The 22,239-nt window shown below is 67.9% G+C and carries 18 protein-coding genes; 4 read left to right on the forward strand and 14 right to left on the reverse strand.

Annotation, left to right across the window (positions count from 1 at the left end):
- Positions 1–13: 13 nt before the first annotated feature.
- From J2X34_RS09730 to J2X34_RS09740, 3 genes are all read right to left on the reverse strand, one after another.
- The gene (locus J2X34_RS09730; protein WP_429516854.1) at positions 14–1,747 is read right to left on the reverse strand and encodes an N-acyl-D-amino-acid deacylase family protein; all 1,734 of its coding nucleotides are present in this window, start codon (positions 1,745–1,747) and stop codon (positions 14–16) included.
- On the reverse strand, positions 1,740–2,720 hold the full coding sequence (locus J2X34_RS09735; protein WP_429516856.1) for an alpha/beta hydrolase: 981 nt from the start codon (positions 2,718–2,720) through the stop codon (positions 1,740–1,742). The genes J2X34_RS09730 and J2X34_RS09735 overlap by 8 nt, the downstream gene beginning before the upstream one ends.
- 79 nt (positions 2,721–2,799) lie before the next feature.
- Positions 2,800–3,426 (reverse strand): TetR/AcrR family transcriptional regulator, encoded by a 627-nt coding sequence (locus J2X34_RS09740; RefSeq protein WP_429516858.1) that lies wholly within the window; start codon positions 3,424–3,426, stop codon positions 2,800–2,802.
- Positions 3,427–3,523: 97 nt separating this feature from the next.
- Between J2X34_RS09740 and J2X34_RS09745 the strand changes: the two genes are divergently transcribed.
- Complete coding sequence (locus J2X34_RS09745) at positions 3,524–5,173, forward strand: flavin-containing monooxygenase (RefSeq protein ID WP_174913639.1); 1,650 nt, start codon at positions 3,524–3,526, stop codon at positions 5,171–5,173.
- Between the two features lie 65 nt (positions 5,174–5,238).
- Positions 5,239–6,951 (forward strand): dihydroxy-acid dehydratase, encoded by a 1,713-nt coding sequence (gene ilvD / locus J2X34_RS09750; protein WP_174913642.1) that lies wholly within the window; start codon positions 5,239–5,241, stop codon positions 6,949–6,951.
- A 16-nt stretch (positions 6,952–6,967) separates the two neighbouring features.
- Here the strand turns inward: ilvD and J2X34_RS09755 are convergent, their stop codons facing one another.
- From J2X34_RS09755 to J2X34_RS09770, 4 genes are all read right to left on the reverse strand, one after another.
- Positions 6,968–8,269: an MFS transporter gene (locus J2X34_RS09755; protein ID WP_114722115.1), complete on the reverse strand. Its 1,302-nt coding sequence runs from the start codon at positions 8,267–8,269 to the stop codon at positions 6,968–6,970.
- 44 nt (positions 8,270–8,313) lie between these two features.
- Positions 8,314–9,951 (reverse strand): class I adenylate-forming enzyme family protein, encoded by a 1,638-nt coding sequence (locus tag J2X34_RS09760; RefSeq protein ID WP_254623051.1) that lies wholly within the window; start codon positions 9,949–9,951, stop codon positions 8,314–8,316.
- 308 nt (positions 9,952–10,259) lie between these two features.
- Positions 10,260–10,916 (reverse strand): S1 family peptidase, encoded by a 657-nt coding sequence (locus J2X34_RS09765; RefSeq protein WP_174913645.1) that lies wholly within the window; start codon positions 10,914–10,916, stop codon positions 10,260–10,262.
- Between the two features lie 188 nt (positions 10,917–11,104).
- On the reverse strand, positions 11,105–11,887 hold the full coding sequence (locus tag J2X34_RS09770; RefSeq protein ID WP_114722118.1) for a DUF6319 family protein: 783 nt from the start codon (positions 11,885–11,887) through the stop codon (positions 11,105–11,107).
- 191 nt (positions 11,888–12,078) lie between these two features.
- Here J2X34_RS09770 and J2X34_RS09775 point away from each other — a divergent pair, with 191 nt between their 5' ends.
- Positions 12,079–13,122 (forward strand): adenylate/guanylate cyclase domain-containing protein, encoded by a 1,044-nt coding sequence (locus J2X34_RS09775; RefSeq protein WP_429516862.1) that lies wholly within the window; start codon positions 12,079–12,081, stop codon positions 13,120–13,122.
- 6 nt (positions 13,123–13,128) lie between these two features.
- Here J2X34_RS09775 and J2X34_RS09780 read toward each other — a convergent pair whose 3' ends face one another.
- Entirely contained in the window at positions 13,129–13,812 is a 684-nt protein-coding gene (locus J2X34_RS09780) for a TetR/AcrR family transcriptional regulator (RefSeq protein WP_429516864.1), read from the reverse strand.
- 73 nt (positions 13,813–13,885) lie between these two features.
- Here J2X34_RS09780 and J2X34_RS09785 point away from each other — a divergent pair, with 73 nt between their 5' ends.
- Positions 13,886–15,451, forward strand: a complete 1,566-nt coding sequence (locus J2X34_RS09785) for an MFS transporter (protein WP_429516866.1) — start codon at positions 13,886–13,888, stop codon at positions 15,449–15,451.
- A 19-nt stretch (positions 15,452–15,470) separates the two neighbouring features.
- On the opposite strand, the gene J2X34_RS09790 is transcribed toward J2X34_RS09785, so the two are convergent.
- The 6 genes from J2X34_RS09790 to J2X34_RS09815 all read right to left on the reverse strand — a co-directional run bounded on the left by J2X34_RS09790 (position 15,471) and on the right by J2X34_RS09815 (position 22,041).
- Positions 15,471–16,715 carry a phytanoyl-CoA dioxygenase family protein gene (locus tag J2X34_RS09790; RefSeq protein ID WP_429516868.1) on the reverse strand — a complete coding sequence of 415 codons (1,245 nt, stop codon included), beginning with the start codon at positions 16,713–16,715 and terminating at the stop codon, positions 15,471–15,473.
- Positions 16,716–16,801: 86 nt separating this feature from the next.
- The gene (locus tag J2X34_RS09795; RefSeq protein WP_114722122.1) at positions 16,802–17,608 is read right to left on the reverse strand and encodes an ATP-binding cassette domain-containing protein; all 807 of its coding nucleotides are present in this window, start codon (positions 17,606–17,608) and stop codon (positions 16,802–16,804) included.
- Positions 17,605–18,660 carry an ABC transporter ATP-binding protein gene (locus J2X34_RS09800; protein WP_114722123.1) on the reverse strand — a complete coding sequence of 352 codons (1,056 nt, stop codon included), beginning with the start codon at positions 18,658–18,660 and terminating at the stop codon, positions 17,605–17,607. The genes J2X34_RS09795 and J2X34_RS09800 overlap by 4 nt, the downstream gene beginning before the upstream one ends.
- Complete coding sequence (locus tag J2X34_RS09805; RefSeq protein ID WP_258557912.1) at positions 18,647–19,534, reverse strand: ABC transporter permease; 888 nt, start codon at positions 19,532–19,534, stop codon at positions 18,647–18,649. Before J2X34_RS09805 ends, J2X34_RS09800 begins: the two co-directional genes overlap by 14 nt.
- Entirely contained in the window at positions 19,531–20,472 is a 942-nt protein-coding gene (locus tag J2X34_RS09810) for an ABC transporter permease (RefSeq protein ID WP_114722124.1), read from the reverse strand. Before J2X34_RS09810 ends, J2X34_RS09805 begins: the two co-directional genes overlap by 4 nt.
- A 36-nt stretch (positions 20,473–20,508) precedes the next feature.
- Positions 20,509–22,041, reverse strand: coding sequence for an ABC transporter substrate-binding protein (locus J2X34_RS09815; protein ID WP_429516871.1), 1,533 nt, complete (start codon positions 22,039–22,041; stop codon positions 20,509–20,511).
- Positions 22,042–22,239 lie beyond the last annotated feature (198 nt).

Below are 22,239 nucleotides of genomic sequence, written 5' to 3' on the forward strand. Positions count from 1 at the left end.
GGACTTCCCCGCTTCAGGAGGCGCCGGCCGCGTCCGGAGCGGGCTGGGCGCCGCGCACCAGCCGTCCGGGTAGCGCGCCCGTGTGCTCCCCGTTCTCGAATACGATCTCACCGGCGACGACGGTCGCGACGTACCCCGACGCGGTCTGCATCAGCCGCCGGCCTCCGGTCGGCAGGTCGTAGAGCACCTCGGGACGATCCGCCTGCAACCTGTCGAAGTCGATGACGTTGAGGTCGGCACGGTACCCGGCCCGTACCTGACCGCGATCCAGCAATCCCACTACGGCGGCGGTGTCGACGGTGTGCCGCTTGACGAGCCACTCGATCGGGAACAGCCCGCCGGCCTTACGGTCTCGCCCCCAGTGCGTGAGCAGGGTCGTGGGGAAGCTCGCGTCGCAGATCGCGCCGCAGTGGGCGCCGCCGTCGCCGAGCGCCGGCACCGTGTCGGTGCGGGCGATCATCTCCCGCACCGCGTCGAGATTGCCGGCCGCGTAGTTGAGCATCGGGAAGTACAGCAGTCCCCGCCCGCCGCACTCCATCATCGCGTCGTATGCCACCTCGGCGGGCGCCACACCGTTGCGCTCGGCCAGCGCCGCAACGGATTCATTCGGTCCGGGTTCGTAATTGGGCGGATCGCCGAGCAGGTAGACCTGATCGAACCTGGTGGAGAGCCGCTCGACGAACTCGCTGTCCGTCACCGGCCGTTCGGCCAGAATCGTGGCCCGGACCTCCGGACGGCGCAGCCGCGCCACCCGCTCCTCGCGCGGCAGGTCGGCGAGCGCCGCGTAGCTGGGGTAGGCCATGAAGGGGTGCCAGCTCAGCTCCCAGCCGAGCATCACGCCGACCGCCCGGGGCGCCACCTGACCGGTGATCGGAATGTTCTGCTTCGCAGAGATTTCCGACAGACCGTCGAGCAGCGAACGCCACTTGTCCGGGGCCCGGTCGCTCTGCACGATCGACACCGACATCGGCCGCTGGGCCGCTTCGACGATCGCGCTCACGAACTCCATCTCCTCGGGCTCGTCCATGAAGTCCGAGATGAAGTCGATGACACCGCCACCGGCCTTCGCGAGGCCGAGCGCGAGTCCGGTCAGTTCCTCGCGCGACGCGGTGAGGCTGGGCGTCGGCTCACCGTTGGACGTCTTGTGCACCGCGGACCGCGACGTCGACCAGCCCAGCGCGCCGGCCTCGACCGCCTCGGCCACGAGGTCGCGCATCCGCTCCATCTCCTCGTCGGTGGGCCGGGCGAGATGGTCACCGCCCCGACGGCCCATGACGTACGTGCGGAGCGCGCCGTGCGGTAGCTGCGCCGCGAAGTCGATCGCGTGCGGCGTGTCGATCGCGTCGAGATAGTCGGGGAAGGTCTCCCAGTTCCATGTCATCCCTTCCGCGAGAACACTTCCGGGAATGTCCTCGACACCCTCCAACAGGCTGATCAACCAGTGACGTTGTTCCGGTACGACGGGTGCGAACCCCACGCCACAGTTGCCCATCACCACCGTCGTCACACCGTGCAGCGACGACGGCGTCAGCAGTGGGTCCCAGGTGACCTGGCCGTCGTAGTGGGTGTGGATGTCGACGAAGCCGGGCGTGACGAGCCGACCCGCGGCGTCGATCTCGCGGCGTCCCCGCTCGGTGACGTCACCGACCAGGGTGATGCGGCCGGCGTCGACGGCCACGTCCGCTGCACGAGGCTCGGTCCCGGTTCCGTCGACGACGAGGCCCCCACGGATCACCAGATCATGCATGTTCGTCTCCGACGGTCGAGTTCACTTTGCTGGCACCGGTTTCGAGCAGCCGAGCGGCAGCGGAGGCAATCCGGTCCGCCGCGGTGCGCGCGGTACCCGAGACGGCGGTGAACTGGAGGAACCCGTGCGGAAGCGACGGGTAGTCCAGCAGGTCCACGGCGACGCCGGAGGCCGCGAGTCGTTCGGCGTACTCGACCCCCTCGTCGAGCAGCGGATCGTGACCGCCCACGACCACCACCGCGGGAGCAGTGGTCGAGAGGTCCGCGGCACGGATCGGGGCGAGCAGCGGCGACGTCCGCTCGGCGGGGTCCGGGCAGTAGTGGTCGAGGAACCACCGCATCTCCCGGGCGCCGAGGAACACACCCGAATTGGCGTCGTACGACGCGCGGGTGAGATCGGAATCCAGGACCGGATAGACGAGTACCTGCCCGACGACGTCGATGTCACCGTCGGCGCCGACGAGGTTGGCGCACACCGCAGCCAGGTTGCCGCCGGCGCTGTCGCCGGTGACGACGATCCGCGGCTCCAGGCCCTCCGCGGCGCCGGCCACCCAGCGCAGGGCCGTCATGGCGTCGTCGATCGCGGCCGGGAACGGATGCTCGGGTGCGAGGCGATAGTCCACACTCACGACCGCGGCACCGGTGGCGTCCGCCATGAGCCGGCAGAAGGCATCGGCGTAGTCGAGATCCCCCGTGACCCAACCACCGCCGTGGAAGTGGACGATCGTCCCCGCGACCCGGGGTTCCCCGGGGCGGTAGAGCCGGACCGTGACGTACTCGTCCACCGCGTGCGTCGTGACCGAGGCGACCTCGGGTCCGGCGGCACACGACTGCAGCGCGCCCCGGATCCGGAGGCGCGCGTCGTCCGGGCCCAACTCCACCATCGGCGGGAGCCCGGCGCCGGCAACCGCGTTCGCGACGGCCTGGAGCGCGGGATCCAATTCAGTTCGGTTGTCCTGCACCACTCTTGTCATGAACTAGAATCTAACTCTAGTCTATAGCTATGACAACGATCACACCGGAACCGGTGACTACCCGTTCGGCGGAAGCGGCTCAGCGCGCCGTCGCGGGCGGAAAGATCATGTCGACCGTGCGGTCGAGCAGTCGGTGGACCTCGGCGACGTCCTGGCGCCCGAGCCCGAACAGGATCAGCTCGTGTGCGAGCACCGCGGTCACGACCGCGACGACGTCCGCGGCGTCCTCGTCCGGCAGATCGAACAACTGCTCGCGGTACGAGTCGAGCACCTGCGCCGAGAACTCGGCGAACAACGCACACACGACCGGATCGGCCGACTGGCGCAACACGTTCTGCAGGCGCAGATACGTCGGGTACTCCTCGAACCGGTGGACCGAGTGGTGCAGGCGAATCCGGATCCGTTCGGCCGGGGGCAGTGCCGGATCGGGTGCGCCGCCGTGCTTGATCGGATCGGTCGCCGACCAGTCTCGCAGGACGGCGGCGTACAGGTGGTCCTTGGACGTGAAGTACCGGTACACGGTCCCGAGGGCGACGCCCGACCGTTCCGCGACGTCGCGGATCTGGATGCGCTCGAAGTCGTCGTCGACGAGCAGTTCACCGGCCGCATCGATGATCCGTTGACGGCGCTCCCGCTGCCCCTTCGGCAGCGACGCGGGGTCCTGCAGCGACGGCTTACCCAGCCGATCCGGCACCCCTGCATCCACGTTCGCACGCCTCCCGTCGCACCCGCCTGATCAGCGGGACACCCGCACCGATGCTACTGGCACCCCTCCCAACCACCACGAAACGAGGTCGACCGCGATGCCCGACAGCACGTCCCGAGAATCCCGAGAATCCACTGCGTCCTCCACACCCACCTACGACGCCGTCGTCGTCGGTGCCGGGTTCGCGGGCCTGTACACGCTGCACAGCCTGCGCCGGCGCGGTCTGACCGTTCGACTGTTCGAGGCCGGCGATGGTGTGGGCGGCACGTGGTTCTGGAATCGGTACCCGGGGGCGCGGTGCGATGTCGACAGCGCCGACTACTCGTACTCGTTCGACGACGACCTGCAGCAGGACTGGGTGTGGACCGAGCGTTTCCCCGCCCAGCCGGAGATCCTGCGCTATCTCGAGCACGTCGCCGACCGGTTCGGTCTGCGTGAGGACATCACCTTCGGCTCTCGCGTGACGTCGGCGCACTTCGACGACGCGAGCGGGCTGTGGACGGTCACCACCGACAGCGGCGACACCGTCACGGCCCGCTGGACCGTCATGGCCACCGGACCGCTGTCGTCGGCCCGGATTCCCGACATCGCAGGCCTGGCCACGTTCACCGGCGAGATCCACCACACCGCGAACTGGCCCGAGCAGGGCGTCGACTTCGGCGGCAAGCGCGTCGGCGTGATCGGCACCGGCTCGTCGGGAGTCCAGGCGATTCCGGTCATCGCGGAACAGGCGGCGGAGCTGACGGTGTTCCAGCGGACTCCGGGATTCGTTCTTCCGGCACGCAACCGGCCGCTCGGGCCCGGCGAACTCGCCGAGATCAAGGCCGACTACCCCGCGCGCCGGCAACTGCAGCGGCAATCGCACGGCGGCTGGATCCTCCCGCCGCCGGTCGGACTCGCACTCGAGACCGCACCGGATGTTCGGATCAAGGAGTACGAGACCCGCTGGGCCGCGGGCGGGCTCGCCTTCCAGACCACGTTCGGCGACGTCATGACGGATGCCGCCGCGAACGAGACCGCCGCCGAGTTCGTGCGCTCGAAAATTCGTGAGACGGTCACCGATCCCGTCACCGCGGAAGTGCTGTGCCCCAAGGGCTATCCGCTGGGATCCAAGCGGGTGTGTGTCGGCACCGACTACTACGAGACCTTCAACCGCGGCAACGTCGAGCTGGTCGACCTGCGTGCCACCCCGATCGAGGAGATCGTGTCCGAGGGCATCCGCACGGACGCCGGCGTCCACGAACTCGACGCGATCGTCTTCGCCACCGGGTTCGACGCCATGACCGGCGCGCTCGGCGCCATCGACATCCGTGGACGGGACGGGGTGACGCTGCGCGACACGTGGGAGGCGGGCCCGCGCACCTACCTCGGCCTTTCGGTGGCCGGGTTCCCCAATCTGTTCGTGCTCGCCGGGCCGGGTAGTCCGTCGGTCCTCTCGAACGTCGTGGTGTCGATCGAACAGCACGTGGAGTGGGTGATCGGCTACCTCGACCACATGCGCAGCACCGGTGCCCGGTTCGCGGAGGCCACGCTCGAGGCGCAGGACGAGTGGGTGGAGCACGTGACGGGCATCGCCGTCGGCAGCCTCTACATGCAGGCGGACTCGTGGTACCTCGGTGCCAACGTCCCCGGGAAGCCGCGCATCTTCATGCCGTATCTCGGCGGCGTCGGCAACTACCGGAACCTGTGCGCGCAGATCGCCGCGGACGGCTACCGAGGGTTCTCCACAACCACCGAACTCGGATAGATGCAGCGTGGTTACATGGACGAAAGCACCGCCATCCGTGACGATCGATCGTTGGGAGAAGCGCCGTGACCACTTCGAAGGATTCCGCAGGACCGGACATCAAGCCGCGCAGCCGGGACGTCACGGACGGCCTCGAGAAGACCGCCGCCCGCGGCATGCTGCGGGCGGTGGGCATGGGCGACGACGACTGGGACAAGCCACAGATCGGGATCGGGTCGTCGTGGAACGAGATCACCCCGTGCAACCTGTCGCTGGACCGACTGGCCGACGCGTGCAAGGACGGCGTGTTCGCGGCCGGCGGCTACCCGCTCGAGTTCGGCACCATCTCGGTCTCGGACGGCATCTCGATGGGCCACGAGGGCATGCACTTCTCGCTGGTCTCCCGTGAGGTGATCGCGGACAGCGTCGAGACGGTGATGCAGGCCGAGCGACTCGACGGTTCGGTGCTGCTCGCCGGCTGCGACAAGTCGCTGCCCGGCATGCTGATGGCGGCCGCGCGACTGAACCTGGCCAACGTCTTCCTCTACGCCGGCTCGATCCTGCCGGGCATCGCGAAGCTGTCCGACGGCACCGAGAAGGAAGTCACCATCATCGACGCGTTCGAGGCCGTCGGGGCCTGCTCGCGCGGACTGATGAGCCGAGAGGACGTCGACGCGATCGAACGCGCGATCTGTCCCGGCGAGGGCGCGTGCGGCGGCATGTACACCGCCAACACGATGGCGTGCGCGGCCGAGGCGCTGGGGATGTCACTGCCCGGCAGCGCCGCACCGCCGGCCACCGACCGCCGCCGCGACGGGTTCGCCCGGCGCAGCGGACAGGCCGTGGTCGAGTTGCTGCGCCGCGGGATCACCACGTCGGACATCCTGACGAAGGAGGCGTTCGAGAACGCGATCGCCGTCGTCATGGCGTTCGGCGGCTCCACCAACGCGGTACTGCACCTGCTGGCGATCGCACACGAGGCCGAGGTGGCGCTCACGCTCGACGACTTCGCTCGCGTCGGGGCGCGCGTCCCGCACCTGGCCGACGTCAAACCGTTCGGCCGTCACGTCATGATCGACGTCGACCGGATCGGCGGCGTCCCGGTGATCATGAAGTCCCTGCTCGACGCCGGACTGCTGCACGGCGACTGCCTCACCGTCACCGGCCGCACACTCGCCGAGAACCTCGCCGAGATCGCTCCCCCGGACCCGGACGGCAAGGTCCTGCGCGCGCTCAGCTCACCGATCCATCCCACGGGCGGCATCACGATCCTCGAGGGCACGCTCGCGCCGGGCGGCGCGGTGGTGAAGTCGGCCGGGTTCGATTCGTCCGTATTCGAGGGAACCGCACGCGTTTTCGATCGTGAGCGTGCGGCGATGGATGCGCTCGAGGACGGGACGATCACGGCCGGCGACGTCGTCGTGATCCGCTACGAGGGCCCCAAGGGCGGACCCGGGATGCGGGAGATGCTGGCGATCACCGCCGCGATCAAGGGCGCCGGCCTCGGCAAGGACGTGCTGCTGCTGACGGACGGCCGGTTCTCCGGGGGTACGACGGGACTGTGCGTCGGGCACGTCGCGCCGGAGGCCGTCGACGCCGGGCCGATCGCATTCGTCCGCGACGGCGACCGGATCAGCCTGGACGTCGCCAACGGGGTGCTCGATCTCCTGGTGGACGAGAAGGAGCTCGCCACCCGCCGGAGCGGATGGGAGCCCCTGCCTCCCCGTTACACCCGTGGCGTGCTGGCGAAGTACACCAAGCTCGTCGGGTCGGCGTCCGACGGTGCCGTGTGCGGCTGACACCGTCGGCCGGAATCTAGACGTTCTCGAGTCGGATTCCCTTGGTCTCCCTCATGAACAGGCACGCGACACCGGTGAAGACGCAGAGCACCATGATGTAGACGCTGAAGGCCCACCCGATCCCCTGCCCTACCAGGAGTTGGTTCAGGTAGGGCGAGGAACCACCGAACACCGCGACGGAGATCGAATACGCGAATCCGATCGCCTGTGTGCGGAGCTTGGTCGGGAAGCTCTCCGACAGCGTCGCGGACAGGACCGACGCGGGAATCGAGACGACCAGGAGCGCGACGGTCGTCGCCACGAGCAGCGTCCACCCCGACGACGTGATCATCGCGGTGAGCGGGAACTGCAGCACGAACATCAGCCCCGCGAACGCGAACAACATGGGCCGGCGACCGATCCGGTCCGAGAGCAGCCCCCAGAAGGGAAGCGAGACGAGCGCGATCAGCTGTGCGATGACGAGCATCCAGTAGGCGGTGTCGGGATTCATGCCCTCCTGGGTGATCGCATAGGTCGAGATGTACGACGTCCAGGTGTAGTGCGCGGCGGTGATGCCGGACGTCATACCGATCATGAGCAGCACGGCACGGACCACGGTCCGTCGAGGAATGCGGGTGTCGTCCGAGTTGTCCTGCGCGTCGAACACCTCGCTCTCCTCCATGCTCCGGCGAAGGTACAGCGCTGCCAGCGCCAGAACCGCACCGATGAGGAAGGGGATACGCCAACCCCACTGCGCGACCGCGCTCTCCGACAGCGTCGAGGTCACGACACCACCCACCGAATAGGCCAGCACGGACCCACCGAAGATCGCGATGAAGGCGACACTGCCCCACATGCCTCGACGGTTCGGCGGTGCGATCTCGCTGACGTACGAGTACGCGGTCGCGGACTCGCCACCGTGCGCAAATCCCTGAACAACGCGGGCCGCCAACAGAATCACCGAGGCCCAGACGCCGACGGACTCGTACGTGGGCATGATGCCGATCACCAGGCTGCCACCGGCCATCATGAGCATGGTGGTGATCAGGACGAATTTCCGTCCCCGCCGGTCGGCGATCCGCCCGAACACGATGCCGCCGAGCGGGCGCATCAGGAACCCGACGGCAAAAACGGCGAGCGTGGACAGCAGGGCCGACACCGGATTCGAGTTGTCGAAGACAACCGCGGCGATGAACGGCGCGAACACTGCGTAGGCGCTCCATTCGTACCACTCCAGCACGTTCCCGACCGCACTCGCCAGGAGCGACTTCTTCTTCGAGCCGATGCCCGTAGCGTTCGCCTGCCCGGGGCGTTCTCTCTCGGCAACTTCAGATGTCACGATTCTTCAGCTTTCGTCAGAATTGGTTTGCTGTGGAACGGAACTCACATCGTGGCGCCGGCGCGGCCACGGAGTTCGGTTCGGCGGATCTTGCCGGTGAGTGTCTTGGGAATGGAGTCGACGACGTGCACCTGCCGCGGCCGCTTGTAGGCCGCCAACCGGTCACCGACGAACGCGACGAGCTCGCTCTCCGACACGTGGGCGCCGGGGTTGAGCGACACGTACGCAACGACCCTCTCGCCCTGATAGTCGTCCGGCTCGCCGGTGACACCTGCCTCGTAGACGGCCGGGTGTTCGTGCAACACACCTTCGACCTCACGTGGCCACACCTTGTAGCCGGACACGTTGATCTGGTCCTTGAGCCGGTCGACCAGGTAGACCCATCCGTGCTCGTCCATGATCGCCACGTCGCCGGTGTGGAGCCGGCCGCAGGGAAAGGTCTTCGCCGTGTCCTCCGGCCGACCCAGATATCCCGCGATGATCTGAGGCCCGGCGAGGGTCAGTTCGCCTGCCGTCCCGGCGAGGACCGGTTCGCCGTCGGCACTCACGACACGAGCGTCCAGCAGCGGTAGCGGGATCCCGATCGACAACGACCCGCTGGCCGGATCGACCGGTGCGCGGGCACCGGGAGGAACCGCGATCACCCCGGACGACGTCTCCGTCATCCCGAACGCGTTGTGGATGTAGTGCCCGAACCGCTCCTCGAACTTCCGGACGGTCGCCGGCGGGATCGGAGCACCGCCCGAGTAGAGCGCCTTGACCGATGCGAAGTGCTCCGGGGAGGCGTCGGGCACCCGGTAGAGGGCGTTGAAGACGGTGATGGATCCGATCGTGAACGTGACCCGGTGCTCGACGAACGTCTCGAGCGTCACCTCGGGGTGGAACCGATTCGCGAAGACGAGTGTGCAGTCACGAATCAAGGCGACGACCGCGTTGATCACTGCACCGGTGATGTGGAACAGCGGCGCGATCGCGAAGACGACGTCGCCGTCGGCGGTGCCGACGAAGTCACCGAATGTCGTGGCGACGGCGAGCACGTTCGCATGCGTGTTGAGGCTGGCCTTGGGAGTGCCCGTCGTTCCGGAGGTGTAGGCGACGATCGCCGTATCGTCGCCCGAGACGTCCGGTCGCGGGGGACGCGCACCGCGATGGCGGGCCACGACGTTCACGAGGTCCTCACCCACCCGGCTCGTCGCCCGGACCGGATCGGCAAACACCCTCGGGTCCGACCTGTTCTGGAAGTCGAGGTCGCTCGTGGTGATCAGCCATCGGACCGAGCTGCCCCGCAACGTGTCCGCCGTTTCCTCCGCAGAACGATCCGAACAGATGACACCGACGGTGCCCGCGTCGTCGACCAGGTGCCGCAGTTCAGCTCCGCGATACATCGGGTTGAGGAGCAGGGCGGCCGCACCGATCTTCCACAGGGCCACCATCGAGATGGCGTACTGCGGGATGTTCTGCAGGTAGATCCCGACACGGTCACCCCGCCGGACCCCCTTCTCCGACAACCCGACCGCGAGCGCGTCGGACTGTTCGTCGACCTCGGCGGCGGTGAGCACACCGTCGAAGTAGCGCAGGGCCACACCATCGGGATTCGCCGCGACGCGGGCATTCCAGGCATCGACGAGCGACGCGAACGGGATCGACGGATCCGTGACCGTTCCACTCGGATACAGCGACATCCAAGGGCGTGCGTCGGGCATGGCACCAGCCCCCTTTCGGCAGTTGACAACAGGGCAACAGCAGGACTCGGGACGCGAGTGGGGGGACCACCCCGGCGAACCCGCCAAACTGAACAGACCGACCGATCGCTCGTTCGGGTACAGGGAGTGTTGCCTGTCACACCTGGCGTGTCAAGTGGGAGCGGGCGGCCCGGGTATCGCACATGCACCGACACAGCGGGAAACCTTGAAGGACGACGTGGTCCGCCCACGAGAATGTGCCGGACCCTCGACGAGGATCCGGCACATCGGCGAAACGGGAACTACACCTAGATCGGTCTGTAGCCGGCGCCGGGGCCACCGGTCGCGTTGATGCTGTCGATGATCGACGTCATGTTGGTGCCGAGTTCGGGACCGAGGCAGGCGACGCCGAGATAGGCATTCACCATCGCGACCAGCGTCGTCCCGACGACGACCGGTGAGCCCGAATCGCCCTCGATGACGCACATCTGCGTCCACGTCTCCTGCGATTGGAGCACGTCCCCGTACACGACGCCGCATGTGTGACCGGTGGTCCGCCCCTGCTTGCACGCGACCGCCGGGAACTGCGCCGGTGTACCGATCCCGGTGATGGTGACCTCGCCGATCGTGTTCACCGGCGCGACCTTCGCGGGATCGAATTCGATCACGGCGTAGTCGTAGTCGTGGTTGGACACCGCGAAGTGCCCCACCACCCCGGCGTCGGGTGCGGACTCCGGCACCACCGCCGCCCCGGCCTCACCGCAGTGCCCCGCCGTGATGCCGACCAGCCTGCCGGCGTTGTCGTGCCCGATGGTGGTGAGCGTGCATTCGTACATGTTGTCGATCACGATTCCGGACCCACCGCCGAGAACCGCCTTCGGCGGTGCGGCGGTGGCGGTGCCGACTCCGAGCATGGCGGCGATCACCGCCAACGCCGCGAAGATCAAGGAAAGTCGCTTGAGCATGTTGCCCTCCCGGTTGGCGCTACGAATGTGCCATCGGTCGATCACCGCCACATGCCTGCGCACTACCCTGCATGCACGCCCTCGCCGCGATCATGCGCGCGCGAGTCGGCGGGACACTCTATCGGCAACCTTCCCACCTCCGTCGATGCCGACGGGCCTCGTTGACCCGATCGTCACCGAATCGCCGACTAGGTGGTCGAGCCCAACGCTTCGAGCGCCCGTCGCGCATCCTCGAGTTCCTTGCTCAATGCCTCGATCCGCTGTTCCGCAGCCTCACGAGCAGCGGAGATGACCGATTGGACGGCCTCGAGCGCGACGGGCTCCCCGAGTTCGCGGACGGCGCGATCCACCGCGTCCGGACTGACCGGAACCGCCTTGCTCGGGCGCTTCGCACCATGCGCGACGGTGACCGTCCACTCGTTCTCGGGGCCGGCGTGAATCGTCACGCTCACGCTGCCCGCCGCGACCTTCTTGGTTCGGCGGGGTGCAGGCGCGGCGCTGGGTGCCGGTGCGGGAACCGCGGGAACGGACACCGACTCGGCCTTCGCAGCCGGCGCTGCCGCGCGCACCGGCGCGGGTGCCGCGGCCGGCGTGGGTCGCGCCGCGGGACGCGGGGTGGAGACCTGGGCGGGCACCGGAGCCGGGGCCGGGGTCGGGGCGACCTTGCGCGCGGTCGCGGGCTTGGCTGCAGCCTTGGCGGGGGGCTCGGGCGCCGTGCGCGTCATGCGCAGTTCCTCCGCCTCGAACGGCAGTTCGTCGTTGACTCCCTTGGGGCGGATGATGACCGTATTTCCTTCCACGGAAACAACTTTGGCCGAGCATCCCGCCTCGATACCGAGGCTGGGCGTGGCTTCGCGGAGGTACACGGTGGCGCGCTTCCCCTCGGCGACGGCCGCGGCCAGTGCCTCGAGGTTCTCCGCGGTGAGGTGTTCCGGTGACGAGCCTGATCCGGAACGTCTGCGGGGCGGCATGATGTGGATCCTCCTGAATACCTACAAGAACACTGAAACCAAGAACACTGAAACCAAGAACGCTGAAACCTACCCCGCTACTCTGGCACAGCCCACCGACAGCCCCACCGACCCGCAGGTCGGTGGAAGCGACCACTCGTCCCGGATCGGTGATTCACTCTTGGGGCAATTCGTCGCGAAAGGGGCCTGCCGTGGAGCTCTCCGAGAACCTCGATGCCGGTGTGCTCGGCGTCATCCAGTCGGAGGTCGAGCAGACGCTGCTCGGTGGCCCGCGGCGATACACCCGGGACCAGATTGCCGAGCTCTCCGATGTGCCCCTCGAGCGGGCGCAGCGGTTGTGGGTGTCGATGGGATTCGCGATCGACGCGGATCCGGACGCCGTGATGTTCACCGACAGCGACGTCGCCGCCCTGCGCGCCCTGGTGGGTTTCGTGGACGGTGGCGCGCTGGCCCCCGATGCCGCGGTCGCCGCCACCCGGGCGCTGGGGCAGTCCATGTCCCGGCTGGCCGAGTGGCAGGTTGCGGTACTGAACTCGCACCTGGCCGACGAGCTGGCCACCGCCCACGCACAGTCCGGCACGCTCGACGAGCAAGCCCTGCGGACCGCGGTCGGGTCGCTCACATCGCAACTGCTGCCCACCGTCGAAGCACTGCAGTCGTATGTGTGGCGGCGGCATCTGGCGGCGGCCACCGCGCGCCGGTCCGGCAGTGTCGGCGAGGACACCAGCCACCGGGCACTCGTCGTGGGGTTCGCGGACATGGTCGGGTACACGAGTCTGACGCGTCGGATCCGCGTCGACGACCTGAGTTCACTGCTCGAGGAGTTCGAATCGCAGACGACGTCGATCATCACGCAGGGCGGCGGGTGGGTGGTCAAGAACGTCGGCGACGAAGTGATGTTCGCGGCGGAGAAGGCGGCCGACGCGGCGCGGATCGCGCTGGCGCTGCAGTACGCGGCGCACACCGACACGGATCGACCCGACCTTCGGGTGGGGCTCGCGGCGGGATCGGTGCTCATGCGGTTCGGCGACCTGTTCGGCGAGGCGGTCAACATCGCGGCACGACTGACGAGCGCAGCCCGGCCGGGAACCGTCCTGGTGGACGCGGAACTGGCGGCGATGCTCGCCGACGACGACGGCGTCACGCTCAGGTCGTTGCGGCCGCTCCGGGTCCGCGGGTACTCGCGGCTGCGCGCGTTCGCGCTGCGGCCCGGCCGCGGTCCGGACGGTCCGTGACGCGGGTCAACTGCCGTCCGACGGGGTGTCCGCCGCCGGCTGCGAACCTCGGGCCGCGAGGAAGTCGTCGACGATCCGCACACAGGCGTCCGGCCCCAGCGGTGCGAGGGTTGCCAGCTTGGTGAAGACGAGCGGTCCGACCAGTTGCGCGAGGGCGAGGTCGTAGTCGAAATCACCCAGGGACCGGCGCGCCTCGTCGGTGCCGAGCACGCGATCGAACGCGGTGCGGTACTGCACGACGACATGCTCGCGCAGCGACCTGAGTTCCGGCTTGTCCGCGTGGGGATGGTCGACCCCCTCCAGATCCGACGCGCTCGAGTAGTCGTCGAGCGCCGGCCCCATTCCCAGCCAGCACAGCGCGGTCACGTGCATCGGCGCCTCTTCGATCAGCCGGGCCTGGCTCACCATCAACTCGACCAGTTGCGTCCGCAGATCGCCCGACAACGGGACCGCGGGGGCGGGCGGGATGAGCCGTCCGAAGGCCGCCGCCACCAGTTCGGTACCGCTGTCGAAATGCCGGTAGAGCGTCGCCCGCGCCACCTTCGCGAGTTTCGTGACGGCATCGATCGTGACGGCGTCGGTGCCCCCCTTCGCGAGAAGCGTGGTCGCGGCGTCGAGCAACCGCGCACGTGAACGCGCCTTTCGCGGATCCTGCTCCGACTCCGCCACTTCCGCTACGTCACCAGCCATCCGTCATCACCTCTTGTGGAACCGTCAGTTCACCTACGATACTGACAGTCTTGTTTCGTACGGGGAGGCCCGCATGGCTGGAAAGTACACCGGAAACGCGGAGCGGATGACGTGGGGCCAGATCTGGACCCTCACCGTGTCGTGCGCAGCGGTGGCCCTCGTCGTGGCGGCAATGGCAGCCCTCAACACCGCGCTGCCCGACCTCGCCCGCGACACCGGGGCCACCCAGTCCCAGCTCACCTGGATCGTCGACGGCTACACCCTCACCCTCGCGTGCCTGCTGCTGCCGGCCGGCGCGCTGGGCGATCACTACGGCCGCCGTGGGGTGCTGGTGTTCGGCCTGTTCGTGTTCGGGGTCGCCTCCGCCCTGCCGACCCTGGTCGACTCCCCCGCCTGGCTGATCGGCGCCCGCGCGGCCTCGGGCATCGGCGCGGCGTTCGTCATGCCGGCGACACTGTCCATCCTGACCGCGAGTTTCCCGGCCGCGCAGCGTTCCAAGGCCGTCGGCATCTGGTCCGGCGTCGCAGGATCCGGTGGTATCGCCGGTCTCATCGGCTCCGGACTGCTGCTCGAGCAGTGGTCCTGGCACTCGATCTTCGTCGGGCTCGCGGCCGTCTCGGCCGTGCTGTTCGCGCTGTCCTTCACGATCCCGTCGTCCCGCGACGAACACCCGTCGGCGTTCGATATCCGTGGCGGCGTGCTCATCGCCGGGGCGATCGGGGTGTTCGTGCTCGGCATCATCGAGGCACCGCAACGCGGGTGGCTCGACCCGCTCGTGCTCGCGGCCATCGTCGGTGGGCTCGCCGCGGCCGCTGTGTTCGCGATGGTCGAACTCCGCGTGGCGCACCCCCTCCTCGACGTCCGACTGTTCCGCAACCGTACCTTCGGTGTGGGATCGACTTCCCTTCTGCTGCAGTTCTTCGCGACGTTCGGTCTGTTCTTCCTCATCGTCCAGCACCTGCAGTTGGTCCTGGACTACTCGCCGCTGCAGTCGGCCCTCGCACTGGCCCCGATCGCCGTCGTGGTGCTCGCGCTGTCGGTGCTGGCACCGCTGCTCATTCCGCTGCTGGGGCTGCGGGCGATGACGTTCGGAGGTCTCACGGTCATGGCTGTGTCGCTGGTCCTGCTGGGTCGGCTCGACGAGACCAGTTCGTACCCGGATGTCGCCGTGCCGCTCGTGGTCGCCGCCTTCGGGCTGGGGCTGTGCACCGCGCCCGCGACCACGGCCATCGTGCAGAACACCCCGACCGCCAATCAGGGTGTCGCGTCCGCGGTCAACGACGCCACCCGCGAGATCGGCGCCGCGATCGGCGTGGCACTGGCGGGCAGCATCCTCGCAGCCGGTTACGGACGGCACATCCAGCCCGCGGTCGATGCCGTCCCCGAGCAGGCCGAGCAGCCCGTCGGCGACTCGCTCGCGGCCGCGCTCGAGGTCTCCAAACTCGCGGGCCCGCAGGGGGATCAGCTGGCCGAGTTCGCGAAGGAGTCCTTCCTGCACGGTATGCAGGAGGCCTCGTTCGTACTCGCCGGGGTCCTGTTCGTCACCGCAGTCGTGCTCGGTGTGTGGGCGCCGGGCGGACGCGGCATCGCCACCGCACCCGAACCGGAGAACGCCGACGTGCTCGCCGAGGTCGACTGATCGGACGGGCGTCCGGCGGTCAGTGGGTGGCGGCCCGCGCCGACACCTTGCCGGTCGCATCGGCGTGGAAGAGTGCGTCGTTGTAGTGACATCCCGGAGGCACCCACTCGAACGTCTTCTCTTCCGAGAACTTGTAGTAGAGGGCGCGCCGACCCGCATTCCGGCCGACGGGTGGTGGGGTGCTGTGCATGAGGTCGCCGAAGTGGAGGGTGAGGTCACCCGGCTCGGTCTCGAGCCTGACGACGGGCAGGTTGCCCTCCTCACCCCACTGCAGCCAGTGGTTGGTGTACCGGTGCGAGCCCGCCAGGACCATGAGCTGACCGTTCTCGGGATCGGCGTGGTCGAGCTGGATTCCGGCCTGGATGAGCGGGCACAGAACCGGGTGGCCACCGATGCCGTCATCGGTGTGCCAGCCGAGATCGCCGTCACCCTTGACGACGTCGGAGGACTTGACGAAGACCATCGGCCCGTCGAGACGGTCATCGCACACGCGGAAGGCAGGGTTGCCCAGGCGCGCGAATTCGGTCATCCGAGGTTCGAAACAGAGTTCCTGCAACACCTCCGAATGGCGACCGAGGTAATTGATGCGGGTGACCACTTCGTCACCGTCGGCATTGAGCGACCACCACGAGTACGGATCGCCCGGGGTCGTCCGGGACCGGACGAACTCGACCTCTTCGCGGAACGTCGCAATCTCTTCCGGGGAATACACCCCCTTGATGTGCAGGAATCCCGCAGTGCCGAGGAAATGACGCATCTCGTCGCGATCACCGTCGACCGGGAAGCGACGAAGCAGGTCGAGGGGCTCGCCGTCGAGCCCGACGAGCGTGTCCCGCACGGCATCGGTGTAGATCGGCCGGCCCGAGATCAGGGACCGTGTGGCCGGCTGCCATCGCTTCCAGCCGTCGAGGCTGCCCCGCACCACCGTCGCGCGCTCGGTGCGAACGGAACCGCTCGCCGTCAACAGCTCGTTCAGGTACGACGAGAACGTCGTCTCGTCGAGTTCGACGAGCGTCTCGGCGTTCTGCTCGCCCTCCACCACCCGGATGCCGTCAGCCGTGGCGGCCCAGGTGAACGCCCGGCCGCCGGGAACCCGGAAGCCCAGCGGTGGCACACCCGCGAGATCATCGACCAGCAGCACGGCGTTTCGGGCGTTCAGTGCCGGCAGCTGGATCGTGTGGAACTCGTCGAACGAATACCGCGGGAAGGAACCCGCGATTGCCTCGACCCAGGGAAGACCTGTTCCTCGCGTATCGGTGCCCATTCCACACTCCTCCGACGTTTCTTGTTCTCTCCAGATGGTCCACGGAACGAGCCGATTTCGATCTCCAACGCGCCGAGCGGCGCGGATCAGCCCACGCGCGCCGATCGTGGGATCGGGATCGGGATGGCCTCCAACAGCTTCCGGGTGTAGTCCTCCCGCGGATGGTCGTAGATGTCGCTGACGGTGCCGGTCTCGACGACCTCGCCGGCTCTCATCACCATCACCCGGTCGGCGATCACCTCGATGAGCGCCAGGTCGTGGCACACGAACAGGTAGGCCAGGCCGAGTTCCTCCTGCAGGTCCCGCAGCAGGTTGAGGACCTGCGCGCGAACCGAGACATCTAGCGCGGCAACGGGTTCGTCGCAGACAATCATCTTCGGTTCGAGCGTCAACGCCCTCGCGATCGCGACACGCTGGAGCTGACCGCCGGACAACTCGGCCGGATACCGTCCGAGGTAGCGGGAGCCGATTCCGACCTTGTCGAGCAACTCGCGGACGCGTTGTGTGCGGGCGACGCGATCGAGGTCGGAGTGCACGAGCAGCGGTTCGGCGACCGCGTCGGCCACGGTCATCCGGGGGTCGAGGGAGGAATGCGGGTCCTGGAAGATCATCTGCATGCCGCGGCGCATCTCGCGCAGCCGGGCCGGTTTCGCCGCCCGAACGTCCTCGCCGTCGAAGGTGACGGTGCCGGAATCGGGTTCGATCAGGCGCAGCACCATCCGACCGACGGTGGACTTGCCGGCCCCGGATTCTCCGACGACAGCGAGACATTCGCCGGCATCGAGCGTGAACGAGACATCCCGCACCGCATGGGTCCACCCGGTTCTCCGGCCGAGGAAGTCCCGACGGGTGGAGAACGATTTGGTCAGGTTCGTGACCTCGAGCAGGCTCATGGGGCCTCCACTCCTTGCAGTTGCAGATCCGTCACACGCAGGCAGCGCGCTGCCCGGCCCGCGGTCGTGTCGGTCAGCGCGGGATGCGTGGTGTCGCACAAACCGGCGCGGGCGTGGGTGCAGCGGTCGTGGAAGTGGCAGCCCACCGGCCACTCGCCGGCAGCGGGGATCCGGCCCGGGATCGCGGCGAGGCGTCTGTCGACGCCCCGGCCCGGACGCGGGATCGAGGCGAGCAAGCCGGACGTGTAGGGGTGCTGCGGGCGGAAGAACACCTCGGCGGCGCGGCCGTCCTCGATCACCTCGCCCGCGTACATCACCACGACTCGCTCGCACAGTTCCGCGACGACGCCGAGGTCGTGGGTGACGAACAGCAGCGCGACCCCGGTCTGCTCCTGCAGGTCCCGGAGCAGATCCAGGATCGTTTCCTGCACAGTCACATCCAGCGCGGTGGTGGGCTCGTCCGCGATCAACAGCCTCGGGTTGCAGGCCATGACCATCGCGATCATCACCCGCTGGCACATGCCGCCGCTGAACGCGTGCGGATACTCCCGCACCCGCTCTGCGGCCCGCGGAATCTGGACCAACTCGAGCATCTCGACCGCACGCGCCATCGCGGCCTTGCGGTCCAGCCCCAGGTGCTTACGCACCGACTCGGCGATCTGATCGCCCACCGTGTAGGCGGGATTGAGGCTGCGGATGGGCTGCTGGAAGATCATCCCCATCCCGGTGCCCCGCAGCTTGCGCCACTCCTTGGCGGGCAGCGCCGTCAGGTCCCGCCCGTCGAACTCGACGCTGCCGTTCGAGACCCGCCCACCGGTGTCCGGGGTCAACCCCATCACCGCGAGTGAGGAGACCGTCTTGCCCGATCCCGATTCACCCACCAGTGCAACGGATTCACCCGCGGCGACGTCGAACGACACATCCTGGACCGCGGTGACCCAGTCCTTGCGGCCGGCGCGGAACTGCACCGTGAGGTCGCGCACCCGCAGCAGGGGCGCGGTGGGATCGGCTCCCGGGTTCAGCGGACGGGTGAGGGTGTCAGTTGCTGCCATTGCGACTCCTCGTCAGGGCGCGGCGCACACCGTCGCCGAGGTAGGTGAACGCGAGCACGGTCAGGAAGATCATCACGCCGGGCGGCCACACCAGGTAGGGCGCGAGCTGCATGTTCGACGCGGCCGTGGACAGCATCGACCCCCAACTCGCGGCCGGCGCCTTCGCGCCGAGACCGAGGAAGCTCAGACTCGCCTCCGCCGCCACGGCGGTGCCGAGCGAGACCGAGATGACCAGCACGATCGGCGGCATCACGTTCGGCAGGATGTGCCGGACGATGGTGCGGGACGTGGTGCAGCCCAACGCGACCGATGCCTCGATGTAGGTGTCGCCCCGCACGTCCATCGTCGATGCCCGGGCGACACGGAAGAACCGCGGGGCCATCACCAGACCGACCGCGAGCATCGCATTGGTGATCCCCGAACCGAGGACCGCGACGATCGTGATCGCCAGGACCAGCGACGGCGCACTCATCAGTGCGTCCATGATCCGGGTCAGGACGGTATCGACCCAGCCCCCGCTGTAGCCGGCGATCACACCCAACGGCAGACCCAGCACCAGCGCGAGCGCCACCGCCTGCAACGACGCCTGCAACGAGATCCGGGCACCGTAGATCAACCGGCTCAACACGTCCCGGCCGTAGTCATCAGTCCCCAACCAGTGCGCCGACGACGGTGGCTGCAGCCGTGCGAGCAGATCCTGCGCATACGGATCGTAGGGCGCCAGCAGCGGCGCGAAGACCGCCATGACCACCAACAGCAGCACGAACGCCCCCGCCACCGTCGCCGCGGGGCGGCGACGCACGAAACCCCAGACTCGGCCGGCGACGCCGGGAGTGCTGTCGCCGAGCGCTTCGGTAGGCAATGTCGATGTCATGCGCGCACCTTCGGATTGAAGTAGCCGTACGAGATGTCGACCAACAGATTCACGATCACCACCACACACGTGGTGAACAGCACGAACCCGAGCAGCACCGGCACGTCATGGTTCTGCACACTGTTGACCGCGAGCGATCCCATGCCCGGCATGCTGTAGATGATCTCGATCGTCACCGCACCGCCGAGCACCTCGGCGACCCGGAATCCGAGCACGGTCACCACCGGGATACACGCGTTCTTGAGCCCGTGTTTGAGGACGACGCTCGCCTGACCCAACCCGCGTGCCTTCGCGTTGAGGATGTAGTCGCTGCCCATCACCTGCCCGAGGGACGACCGCAACTGCAACGTCACCTCCGCGGCGGGCAGCAGCGCCAACGCGACACCCGGTAGCACCAGATGCTGGAACCACGGCACCACACCGTCCGAGAGCGGCGCGTAGCCGAATGCGGGGAAGATCTGGTTCGACACCGCGAACAGCGACACCAGGACCAGGCCGAACCAGAATGCCGGGATCGCGATCGCAACAGACGCGATCACGTTGATACCGCGGTCGACCACGCCACCCGGACGCAGCGATCCCAGCACCCCGAGAATCACACCGATCACGACGGCCAGCACCATTGCGAACCCGACCAGCGAGAGCGTGGTCGCCATGCGCCGGAACAGAAGTTCGGCCACCGACTGGTCCGACAGCAGCGACACCCCGAGATCACCGCGCAGCACCGACCCGACCCAGTCCAGATACCGCACGAACACGTTCTGATCCAGATTCAGGGTGGCCCGCAACTGCTCGAGCCGCTCCGGGGTCGGGTCCTCCCCCGCGAGGATCACCGCCGGATCACCCGGTGCCAGATCGATCAACAGAAAAATCAACAACGGTACGACCAACAGCAGCGGAATCGCCGCCAGCAACCGTTTTCCGGCATAGCGCAGCATCTTCGGCCTCTCGGCAGGTGTCGGTGTTCGGTGCGACTACTTGGTGATGCCCACGTGACGGACGTCGAAGATGCCCAGATTCACCCAGGGCATGTTCTCGGTGCCGACGACCTTCGCAGTGGAGATGGTCGCGTTCGTCTGGTTGCAGATCGGCACGAACATCGCCTCCTTCAACGTCAGGTCCCAGATCTCGTGATACATCGGGGCCCGCTCGTCCTGCGACAGAGTCGGATTCGCAGCCTTCGCGGCAAGCTCCGCGATCTGCGGGTTGCCGTTGGCCAGGTCGTACGGGCCGGTCACGAAGGTGTTGACCGTCTCGGCGGGATCCACCTTGGGGCTGAAGCTGTTGGAGACCATCGACTGGAAGTCACCGGCGATGTAGCGGGGTTCGTTCTGCGTGTTGGGGACCGGGTTCAGTTCCGCGTCGATGCCGGCCTGCGACAGCGTCGACTGGATGACGTTCGCCGGCTTCTCGGTGTTGGTGCCCGCCGCGAAGGTCAGCGTGACCTTGGCTCCGCCGGCCGCCTGCACCAGGCTCTTCGCCTTCTCGAGATCGAACTGGTACGGGTACTGGTAGGACGGGTCGGCCGCCCAGCTACCGGCCGGATACAGCTGACGGTTCGGGGTGCAGGTGTCGGAGAACAACGCGCTGATCGCCGCGGGATCGATCGCCGACGCCACCGCCTGCCGCAACTCGGGCTTCGCGAGATCACCCTGCGCCCGCATGAACACGCCCAGGACGTTCCGGAAGGGAACCTCGGTGACGTCCAGCGTGCCACTCTTGGACAACGAGTTCGCCTCGACGATCTCGTTGGCGGAACTCACCCAGCTCAGATCGGTGGCGCCGGTCTTGAGCCCGTTGAGTCGGGTACTCGCGTCGGAGATCCACTTGAACTCCATGCCCGCGACCTTCCCGGCCTCGGGGTCCCAGTTCGTACCGTCCGCACGGGCCAGGGTGACCGACTCCTCGGGCACGTAGGCCGTCACGACGTACGCACCGGATCCGCTCTGGCCCGGGTTGTTACGCAGATCGGCCTTCGCCTCGATGGCCTTCGGGCTGACCATCATTCCGACGTTGCTGCTGAACACACCGGGTAGTTCCACACCGGTACCGGGTGCCAACTGCAGACGGACGGTGCTGTCGTCGACCACGTCGACCGAGGTGATGTTCTTCAGCGCGGCGACGACCGTGCTGCCCTCCATGGTCTTGCCGCGCTCGATGTTCGCGGCCACCGCCGCCGCATCGAACGGAGCGCCGTCGTGGAAGGCGACGCCCTGGCGCAGCTTCAGCTCGAGGTAGGAACCGTCCGGAGCGAACTCCCACGACTCGGCCAGGGCCGGCTGGAGATCGCCGTTTTCGTCCACCACCGTCAGCCGGTCGAAAACCGGTGTGAGGTAGCCCCATCCGCCGTAGCTGGTCTGCATGTACGGGTCCAGGTTGCGGGTGGGCGCGCTCGCCGTGACCCGCAGGATCGCGGTGGGGTCGAGGTCACCGGATGCATCGGACGTCGTCGAAGACGAAGCCCCACCACCACATCCGGCGAGAACCGCGGCGGCCGTAGCCAGCACAGCCAGGTTCCTCGACCTGCGAAGCCACTTGTCCATCATGCAATGCCTCCTGAAAATCCACGACGAATCGGCTCGTCCCGCACGCGTGATCACGCTTTCCTTCGCGCGCGGCTGGAATCGGACCACCTGCCCGACCGGTCGGGTCGACTCGGACGGTTCGCGCCATCATCGGAGCTACTGGGGAGTAGCCCGAAAAAG

The organism is Rhodococcus sp. BE178 (genome assembly GCF_050433545.1).
Taxonomy (GTDB): domain Bacteria; phylum Actinomycetota; class Actinomycetes; order Mycobacteriales; family Mycobacteriaceae; genus Prescottella.

Excerpts from the sequence above, each read along its gene's own strand:
- J2X34_RS09735 (WP_429516856.1), bottom strand. The coding sequence starts at position 2,720 with ATGACAAGAGTGGTGCAGGACAACCGAACTGAATTGGATCCCGCGCTC.
- J2X34_RS09790 (WP_429516868.1), bottom strand. The coding sequence starts at position 16,715 with ATGGGCACCGATACGCGAGGAACAGGTCTTCCCTGGGTCGAGGCAATC.
- J2X34_RS09800 (WP_114722123.1), bottom strand. The coding sequence starts at position 18,660 with ATGGCAGCAACTGACACCCTCACCCGTCCGCTGAACCCGGGAGCCGAT.
- J2X34_RS09810 (WP_114722124.1), bottom strand. The coding sequence starts at position 20,472 with ATGCTGCGCTATGCCGGAAAACGGTTGCTGGCGGCGATTCCGCTGCTG.
- J2X34_RS09805 (WP_258557912.1), bottom strand. The coding sequence starts at position 19,534 with ATGACATCGACATTGCCTACCGAAGCGCTCGGCGACAGCACTCCCGGC.
- J2X34_RS09730 (WP_429516854.1), bottom strand. The coding sequence starts at position 1,747 with ATGCATGATCTGGTGATCCGTGGGGGCCTCGTCGTCGACGGAACCGGG.
- J2X34_RS09785 (WP_429516866.1), top strand. The coding sequence starts at position 13,886 with ATGGCTGGAAAGTACACCGGAAACGCGGAGCGGATGACGTGGGGCCAG.
- J2X34_RS09780 (WP_429516864.1), bottom strand. The coding sequence starts at position 13,812 with ATGGCTGGTGACGTAGCGGAAGTGGCGGAGTCGGAGCAGGATCCGCGA.
- J2X34_RS09760 (WP_254623051.1), bottom strand. The coding sequence starts at position 9,951 with ATGTCGCTGTATCCGAGTGGAACGGTCACGGATCCGTCGATCCCGTTC.
- J2X34_RS09795 (WP_114722122.1), bottom strand. The coding sequence starts at position 17,608 with ATGAGCCTGCTCGAGGTCACGAACCTGACCAAATCGTTCTCCACCCGT.
- J2X34_RS09770 (WP_114722118.1), bottom strand. The coding sequence starts at position 11,887 with ATGCCGCCCCGCAGACGTTCCGGATCAGGCTCGTCACCGGAACACCTC.
- J2X34_RS09745 (WP_174913639.1), top strand. The coding sequence starts at position 3,524 with ATGCCCGACAGCACGTCCCGAGAATCCCGAGAATCCACTGCGTCCTCC.
- J2X34_RS09765 (WP_174913645.1), bottom strand. The coding sequence starts at position 10,916 with ATGCTCAAGCGACTTTCCTTGATCTTCGCGGCGTTGGCGGTGATCGCC.